This window comes from Kitasatospora sp. NPDC088264 (genome assembly GCF_040685715.1).
In the GTDB taxonomy this organism is placed as follows: Bacteria; Actinomycetota; Actinomycetes; order Streptomycetales; family Streptomycetaceae; genus Kitasatospora.
In genome coordinates this window covers 1-7516 of the sequence record NZ_JBFBIR010000119.1, presented here as the reverse complement: position 1 = coordinate 7516, position 7516 = coordinate 1, and the positions used below count along the sequence as shown (strand labels likewise).

The 7516-nt window shown below is 72.1% G+C and carries 7 protein-coding genes and 2 pseudogenes; 6 read left to right on the top strand and 3 right to left on the bottom strand.

Features of this window, described 5'->3' with window-relative positions; all coding sequences use genetic code 11:
• The 3 genes from AB0O82_RS38250 to AB0O82_RS38240 all read left to right on the top strand — a co-directional run.
• Window positions 1-211, top strand: a 211-nt coding sequence (locus AB0O82_RS38250; protein ID WP_363589608.1) for a hypothetical protein, incomplete at its 5' end; no start/stop codon positions are given.
• Window positions 208-1095 (top strand): alpha/beta hydrolase, encoded by an 888-nt coding sequence (locus tag AB0O82_RS38245; RefSeq protein WP_363589606.1) that lies wholly within the window; start codon window positions 208-210, stop codon window positions 1093-1095. The genes AB0O82_RS38250 and AB0O82_RS38245, both read left to right, overlap by 4 nt.
• Complete coding sequence (locus AB0O82_RS38240; protein ID WP_363589604.1) at window positions 1092-1754, top strand: 4'-phosphopantetheinyl transferase superfamily protein; 663 nt, start codon at window positions 1092-1094, stop codon at window positions 1752-1754. Before AB0O82_RS38245 ends, AB0O82_RS38240 begins: the two co-directional genes overlap by 4 nt.
• A 202-nt stretch (window positions 1755-1956) precedes the next feature.
• Here the strand turns inward: AB0O82_RS38240 and AB0O82_RS38235 are convergent, their stop codons facing one another.
• The 3 genes and pseudogenes from AB0O82_RS38235 to AB0O82_RS38225 form a co-directional block, all read right to left on the bottom strand.
• Entirely contained in the window at window positions 1957-2796 is an 840-nt protein-coding gene (locus AB0O82_RS38235; protein WP_363589602.1) for an SAM-dependent methyltransferase, read from the bottom strand.
• 118 nt (window positions 2797-2914) lie between these two features.
• A pseudogene (locus tag AB0O82_RS38230) lies at window positions 2915-3259 on the bottom strand (MarR family transcriptional regulator); the annotation flags it as partial.
• A 132-nt stretch (window positions 3260-3391) separates the two neighbouring features.
• Window positions 3392-3589 (bottom strand): annotated as a pseudogene (locus AB0O82_RS38225) (helix-turn-helix domain-containing protein); the annotation flags it as partial.
• A gap of 182 nt (window positions 3590-3771) precedes the next feature.
• Here AB0O82_RS38225 and AB0O82_RS38220 point away from each other — a divergent pair.
• The 3 genes from AB0O82_RS38220 (at window position 3772) to AB0O82_RS38210 (ending at window position 7429) form a co-directional block, all read left to right on the top strand.
• A complete protein-coding gene (locus AB0O82_RS38220; RefSeq protein WP_363589600.1) occupies window positions 3772-4962 on the top strand; it encodes a cytochrome P450 in 1191 nt (396 codons plus the stop codon).
• 301 nt (window positions 4963-5263) lie between these two features.
• On the top strand, window positions 5264-5965 hold the full coding sequence (locus tag AB0O82_RS38215) for a hypothetical protein (protein ID WP_363589598.1): 702 nt from the start codon (window positions 5264-5266) through the stop codon (window positions 5963-5965).
• A 102-nt stretch (window positions 5966-6067) separates the two neighbouring features.
• Window positions 6068-7429: a M64 family metallopeptidase gene (locus tag AB0O82_RS38210; RefSeq protein ID WP_363589596.1), complete on the top strand. Its 1362-nt coding sequence runs from the start codon at window positions 6068-6070 to the stop codon at window positions 7427-7429.
• The last annotated feature ends 87 nt before the right edge of the window (window positions 7430-7516 follow it).

Below are 7516 nucleotides of genomic sequence, written 5' to 3'. Positions count from 1 at the left end.
CACCACCTACACCCTCACCCCCACCCACAACAACCAACACACCAAACTCACCATCACCTTCACCACCACCCCCCACGGATGGCCCACCCTCCTCCCCAAACACACCATCCCCAACCAACACACCAAAGCCACCCACAACGCCCTCACCAACCTCAACCACCAACTCACACACAACACAAACACCACAGACGCAGACAGGAGCACCTCGTGACCACCACCACTGACATCACCATCACCGACCTCACCACCACCACCCCCGACGGCGCCCGCCTCACCGTCGCCATCCACCACCCCGCCCACATCGACCCCCACGACACCACCCCCACCAGCACGCCCCTGATCGTCCTCGCCCACGGCTGGGGCGCCACCCACACCGTCTGGCACGCCACGGCCCGACTGCTGGCCGCCCAGGGCCACACCGTCGTCGCCTACGACCAGCGCGGCCACGGCACCAGCACCCTTGGCGACAAGGCCCTCACCATCCAGCAACTCGGGCACGACCTCGCCACCGTCGCCGACGCCCTCGCCCCTCACCGTCCCGTCGTCATCGCCGGCCACTCAGGCGGCGGTTACGCCGCGCTCGCCTACGCCACCCAGCTCTACGCCGACGCCCCCCGCACCGCGCCCCAGCGCCTCGTCGGCCTCCTCCTCGCCGCCAGCGCCGCCGACGACCAGCAGACCCCTCCGGGCGAACTCCGCATCATGAAGACGAAGGCCTTCCAGCGCGCCCTCAAGAGCCCCCGGCTCGGCCGCCAGCTCCTCAAGAAGACCCTCCACCCCAACACCCCCGCTCACACCCAGGAGACCAACCGCCGTCTCTTCGCCAACACCAACCCCCACACCCGTCTCACCACCTTCGCCTCCACCAGCACCATGGACCACACCCCCCACCTCCGGAACATCACCACCCCCACCACGATCCTTCGTGGCACCCACGACACCTCTGTCGGCCAGACCCACATCCGCACCCTCCAAACCCACCTCCCCTACACCACCGTCGACACCCTCTCCGACGCCGGCCACATCCTCCCGCTCGAAGCCCCTCACCAAATCGCCCGCCAGATCCACCAGCTCACACTCACTTCGCAGCGGTGACCACCACCTCCCTCACCACCGAGCTGGGCAGGCTCCTGCCGCCAACTGTCCACTGCACCGAGGCCTTCGGGCCGCCGCCCCAGGGCGCGCTCCTTCCTGCGGAGCGCGCCCACATCGGTGGCCGATCGCCCCGCAGGCAGCGGCAGTTCACCGCCGCCCGCACGCTCGCCCGTCGTGCTCTCGCCCAGCTCGGCCACCCTCCGGTCCCGCTGCTCCCGGGGCCGGGCGGGGCCCCCGAGTGGCCGTCGGGGACCGTCGGGAGCATCACCCACTGCGACGGTTACACCGCTTGCGCTGCGGCGCACGCGGCCGATGTCATCTCGCTCGGCATCGACGCCGAGCCTGCTCTGCCGCTCCCCGACGGGGTCCTCGCCCTCACCGCTTCCGAGGACGAGCGTCACCGGATCGGCCGGCTACCTCACGGCCAAGTCCCTTGGGACCGGCTGCTCTTCAGCGCCAAGGAGGCCACCTACAAGGCCTGCTACCCGCTCACCCGACGCTGGACCGGGCTGGCCGGCATCTCCGTGCGCCTCCACCCCGACCGCACCTTCACCGCCCACCACCCCCACCTGCCCGGCCGTTGCCACGGCCGCTGGACCAGCACCGATGCCGTCCTCCTCACCGCCCTCACCATCCCGCACGGGACCACGACCGGCTGAGCGCGCAGCACCGCAGCACCGCAGCACCGCAGCACCGCAGCACCGCAGCACCGCAGCACCGCAGCACCGAGGGGACAGTCGACGGATCGGTCAGAGGGACCACCCGACCGGCAAGGAGCCCGGCCCATGGCACTGGCCCACACGCTCACGCTCATCGCCGACGCCGCCGTCTGCCCCGTCTGCCCCACCTGGGCCTTCGTCCTCAACGCGCAGGTCTGTCCAGGCCGTTGTCGCCGGTGCGCACCGCTTCGATGAAGCCGGTGGTGCTCGGGCCCGAGCCGGGCGGGAAGGGGCGGCCGTACGCGGCGGCGACCTCGTCGAGCAGGGTGAGCCGGGTGTTCCAGCCGTGGGCGTCGAGCCACTCGTGGGTGTGGGGGCCGAGGCCGCCCTGCCACAGGTCGGTGATGTGGGCGAGGGCCGGGTCCTGCGGGGTACTGGTCACGTCCCGGCCCTTTTCGAGCAGCAGTCGGCTGCCCGGGGCGGAGAGGGTGCCGACGGCGGTGAGCAGGCCGGCCGCCTGGTCGGCGGTGAGGTAGACCAGCAGTCCTTCGGCCAGCCAGACGGTGGGCCGCTCCGGGTCGAGGCCGGCTTCGACGAGGCGGCGCGGCCAGTCCGGGTCCAGCAGGTCGCCGGGCAGCGTGGTGCGTTCGCCGGCCGGGTCGGCGCCGAGTTCGTCCAGGACCTGCTGCTTGAAGGTCAGGACGGGCGCGAGGTCGAGTTCGAAGAGGCGGGTGCCGGCCGGCCAGTCGAGCCGGTAGGCGCGGGCGTCCAGGCCTGCCGCGAGCAGGACGACCTGGTCCGCGCCGGCGGCGAGCAGGCGGTCGTCGTAGAAGCGGGTGCGCAGGATGCCGTGGACCACCAGGCCTTTGGCGAGGCCGCTCGCCGGTCCCGAGGTGGGCATCGGCATGCCGGAGGCGGTGACGAAGGCGGCGGCGTAGGGGTCGGTGAAGAGCGGTTCGGGGCGGGAGCTCTCGTAGGCGCGCACCAGCGCGACGGACAGGGCGGTACGGGAGACCGGGCTCAGCGGGTCGGTGGTCGTCATGCCCGGGAATCTACCCCGGCGCCGAGTCGGCCGGGCCGGCACTCCCCCTCGCCGGACCAGGCCGGGCCGGACGGGCACCTGGCCTGCGGGGACAGCGAGTTGACGCAACGCCACGAGGTCACGTCAGGAGGTGACGCCAGCGGTCGGCGGACTCCATCATGTCCCGGATGACGCGTTCCAGGAACGTCCCGCCCCTGGCCAGCCGCTGCCCCACGGGGCTGTCGGGCCCGAACTCCGCCGCGGCCGTCATCGCGATCCGCGCCGTCCCGAGCGTCTCCCGCGAGCCGATCATGATCGAGTGGTACCAGGCCTCGTCGTCGACCACGTAGATGTCGCGACGCCGCTGCGGATCGCGTTCGCGCCGGACGTACCCGTGCTGGACCAGGTAGTTCACGGCCACGGAGACGGAGGCCGCACTGACGTTCAGCCTGCGGGTCAGCTCGGCCGCGGTGCGCCTGCCGTCCTCGGACAGCAGCAGGTCGATGTGCACGCGCGCCGTCATCCTCGGCAGCCCCGTCCTGACCGCCATCTCGATGATCTCCTCTCCCGTCGGGCTGTCCGAGGGCCCGTCCGCGGGCGGCGGCGCCGGGGTGCCGCGCCGCGCGCGCTGGACCGTCGCCCGGTGCGCCTGTTCGGGCCGGTAGCCGCTGGGGCCGCCATTGCGCCCGATCTCCCGGCTGATCGTCGACGTCGGCCGAGCGAGCCGCCTGGCGATCTCGGCGTAGGAGAGCCCGTCGGCGAGTCCGGCCGCGATGCGCTGGCGGTCCTGCTGGGTCAGTCGTCCTCCTGGCATGCCGCCAGTATTGCCTTCGCATTCATCCATTGCAATGCGGCATTGCATTCGACCTCAGCGTCATTGCATCAATTTACCGCTGTTCACCTGGGATAACTGCTTCGACCAATTGCGACCATGCTGAATGCAACGTAGCTTTCGAAGAGTCCCGAAGACGCATTTCCGCGAGATGAGGAACGGTCATGGGTGAATCCGTCCACACCGTCACCACGCTGCCGACGGCGCGCCCGCCCGGCTGCCCCTTCGACCCGCCGGCCGAGCTGACCGACGCCCGACGGCACGGCCCCCTCAGCCGCTACACCCACCCCGGCGGGGCGGCCGGCTGGCTGATCACCGGGTACGAGCTGGTCAGGTCGGTCCTGGCCGACCCGCGGTTCAGCTCGCGCAAGGAGCTCATCAACGTGGGCGACTTCGAGATTCCTCCGGCTCCGCCCGGCGAGTTCCTCCTCATGGACGACCCGCAGCACGGGCGCTACCGGAAGCCGCTGGTGGGCAAGTTCACCGTGCGGCGGATGCGGCTGCTCGCCGAGCGCGTCGAGCAGATCACCGCCGAGTGCCTGGACGCCATGGAGGCGGCCGGGCCGTCGGCGGACCTGGTGACCGCGTTCGCCAAGCCCATCCCCGCCATCGTGATCTGCGAGCTGCTGGGGGTGCCGTACGAGGACCGCGGCTCCTTCCAGGAGCAGATCGACTCGTTCGTGAACGGGGAGACGAGCGACGAGGAGCTGATCGCGGCCTACACGGCGACCCAGCAGTACCTCGCGGAGCTGGTGGCCGCCAAGCGTGCGAACCCCACCGACGACGTGCTCAGCGACCTCATGGACAGCGACCTCACGGATGAGGAGCTGAGGGGCGTCAGCCTGATCCTGCTGGCGGCCGGGCTCGACACCACCGCGAACATGCTGGCGCTGGGCACCTTCGCGCTGCTGCAGAACCCGGCGCAGCTGGCCGACCTGCGCGCCGATCCCACGCTCACCGGCCGGGCCGTCGAGGAACTGCTGCGGTACCTGAGCGTCGCCAAGTCGTTCATGAGGACGGCGCTGGAGGACGTCGAGTTGGGAGGCCAGACCATCAAGGCCGGCACGACGGTCATCCTGTCGTACAACACCGCCAACCGTGACCCAGAGCGCTTCGCCGATCCCCACGTGCTCGACTTCCGGCGGCAGTACGCCGGGCACCTGGCCTTCGGCCACGGCGTCCACCAGTGCCTGGGGCAGCAGTTGGCCCGCGTCGAGCTGAGCGTCGCGATCACCGCGCTCGTCAAGCGCTTCCCCACGCTGCGCCTGGCCGTACCGGCGGAGGAGGTCGGCCTGCGGCCGGAGGCCGCGGACATCTACGGGGTGAAGAGCCTCCCGGTCACCTGGGACGCGTGACCGGGAACCGGCCCGGGAGAGGTCGGGGCCAGGGTCGGGGTCCGGGTCGGGATCGGGGGACCCGCCCGGGCGGAGGGGCCGAGGGGTTGTCCGCCCGCGCCCGGAACGACCGAAAACACGCGGTCACCGGCGTACCTCCCGCACCCCCGGCATGGCACAAGTCCGTTACAGCGGTGCCGGGTTCCTCCCGCCCCGCACGCGCCCCTGGCATCATCCAAGTCCGTGCCGCCCCCGGAGCCGCCCACGGCGTGCCGGGGCGTCGGCCCGCATGGCGACCGACGTCCAGACGAGGGGGAGTCCGATGACGCTGTTCGGCAAGCCGCCGGGCCCGCAGGACGCCCGGCCGCGCGGGCGGGCCACCGCGCTGACGCTGCGGGTCCTGGCGCAGGCCCTGCTCCTGCTGCTCGGACTGTCCGCGGTCGGCCTCGGGTTCGCGCGGTTCGTCGGCGCGTACCACGAGGGGTGGGCGTACCGCGGCGCCCCGGTCTGCGGCGCTCCGGCGATCGGGCCCGGGGTGGACTGCACGCTACGGGAGAGCGGGCGGGTGACGAAGAGGGCGGTGGAGCGGGACGGCGACTCGACCTCGTACACCCTGACCGTGGCCCGCGAGAAGGCTCCGACCGGCACCTACGACGTCGGGGAGGCGTTCTACGACGACGTGCGGATCGACACGGTCGTGAACCTGACGGTCTGGAGGGGCCAGGTGGTCGAGGTCGACCACCAGGGGCACCGGGCGCGCAATCCGCACACCCTGTGGCTGGCCATCCTGAAGCTGGCGCTGCTGATCGGCGCGGGCACGGCCCTGATCACGGGCGGCCTGCTCGGGCCGAACGTGCGCTCCTGGTGGATCTCGGCCGGGATGTCCGTACCCGTGGCGGTCACCACGCTGGTGGGTGCCGCCATGCTCCTCCTGATGGACTGGCCGCTGCCCGTGACCGTGACCCTGGCCGTCCTGGCCTGGCTGCTCGCGGTCTCCGTCATCAGCGGGATGTCCGCGGAGTAGCGGCCCGGAGCGGATCCGGAATGCCCCTCACAGGTTGTCAGGTTCTCAACATGGGAAATAGGCTGCCACCTCCCGCTCACGCCACCACCGGGGAGGCCACCCATGCCCAGCAGTACCAGGAGCCGCAGGACCAGAACCGCCGCAACCCTCCTCACCGCCGCCCTGGCCGCGGCCCTCCTCGGCGGCGCTCCCGCGCTCGCCGCACCCGGAGCCCCGCCCGGACCCACGACGGGCGCCGTCCCCATAGCCGCTCCGGCGGACGGCCGGCACCCGGTCGAGGTGTTCGGCGAGGACGGCGGCATCTCCCGGGCCCTCGTCCCCGGCGGCTCCCCGTACACGGCCGGCTCCCGCGCCCAGGGCGTGGCCCCGCTCCAGGACGACGGCGACGTCACCGCGCTGGTGCGCAACGGCGATCCGGCCGCCAAGCTCGACGTGGTGGTCATCGGCGACGGCTACGCGACGCAGGAACAGGAGAAGTTCCGCAGCGACGCTGCCGAGAAGTGGCGCGAGATCACCGCCGTCGAGCCGTACGCCACCTACCGCAACCTGTTCAACGTCTGGGCGGTGTCGGCCGTTTCGCCCGAGTCGGGCGTCTCCGGGGATCCGGACCAGACGACCGTCCGGCACACCGCGCTGGGCTCGTACTTCTGGTGCGACGGGGTGGAGCGGCTGCTCTGCGTGGACGAGAAGGCGGTCGAGCGCTACGCGGCCAAGGCCCCGCAGGCGGACCTGGTGATCGTGGTGGCCAACAGCACCAAGTACGGCGGCGCGGGCTACAACGACGTGAAGTCCCCGCTCGGTTACGAGGGCATCGCCACCGTGGCGGGCGGCAACGCGAAGTCCGGGCAGATCGCGGTGCACGAGACCGGGCACTCGCTGGGCAAGCTCGCCGACGAGTACGCGTACGACGGCCAGGGCACCTACCAGGGCGCGGAGCCGGCCGAGGCCAACATCAGTACGCTGACCGCCGACCGGATGCGCGCCCAGGGCACCAAGTGGTCCCGCTGGCTCGGCCGGACGTCACCCGACGGCGGGACGGTCGGCGCGTACGAGGGCGGCGGCTACTACCCGACGGGGCTGTACCGGCCGACCGAGAACTCGATCATGCGCTCGCTCGGGCGGGAGTTCAACCTGCCCGGACGGGAGGCGATGATCGCCGGCTTCTACCGTCACGCGACCCCGCTGACGAGTCCCGTCTCCACCGCCACCCGGCTCACCTCCGCCAGCCGCCTCACCGTCGACCTGCCCGTCCCGGGCACCCGGCTGCGCTGGTTCCTGGACGGACGCGAGCTGCCCGGACAGCGCGGGCGTACCGCGCCCGACCTCGCCGCCCTCCACCCGGGCGGACCCCGCTCCCGGCCGCACCTGCTCACGGCCGTCGCCACCGACCCCACCCCGGCGGTGGCCGACCCGGCGCTGCGCGAGCACCTGACCGGGAGCCTGTCCTGGCTGGTGACGCTCTGACGCGCGTCCACCACGGCGACGGCCCCGGGCCCGGCAGCGCGGGGCGGCCGGGCCCGGGGCCGGGCGGCCGTGCCAACAGATCGGAAG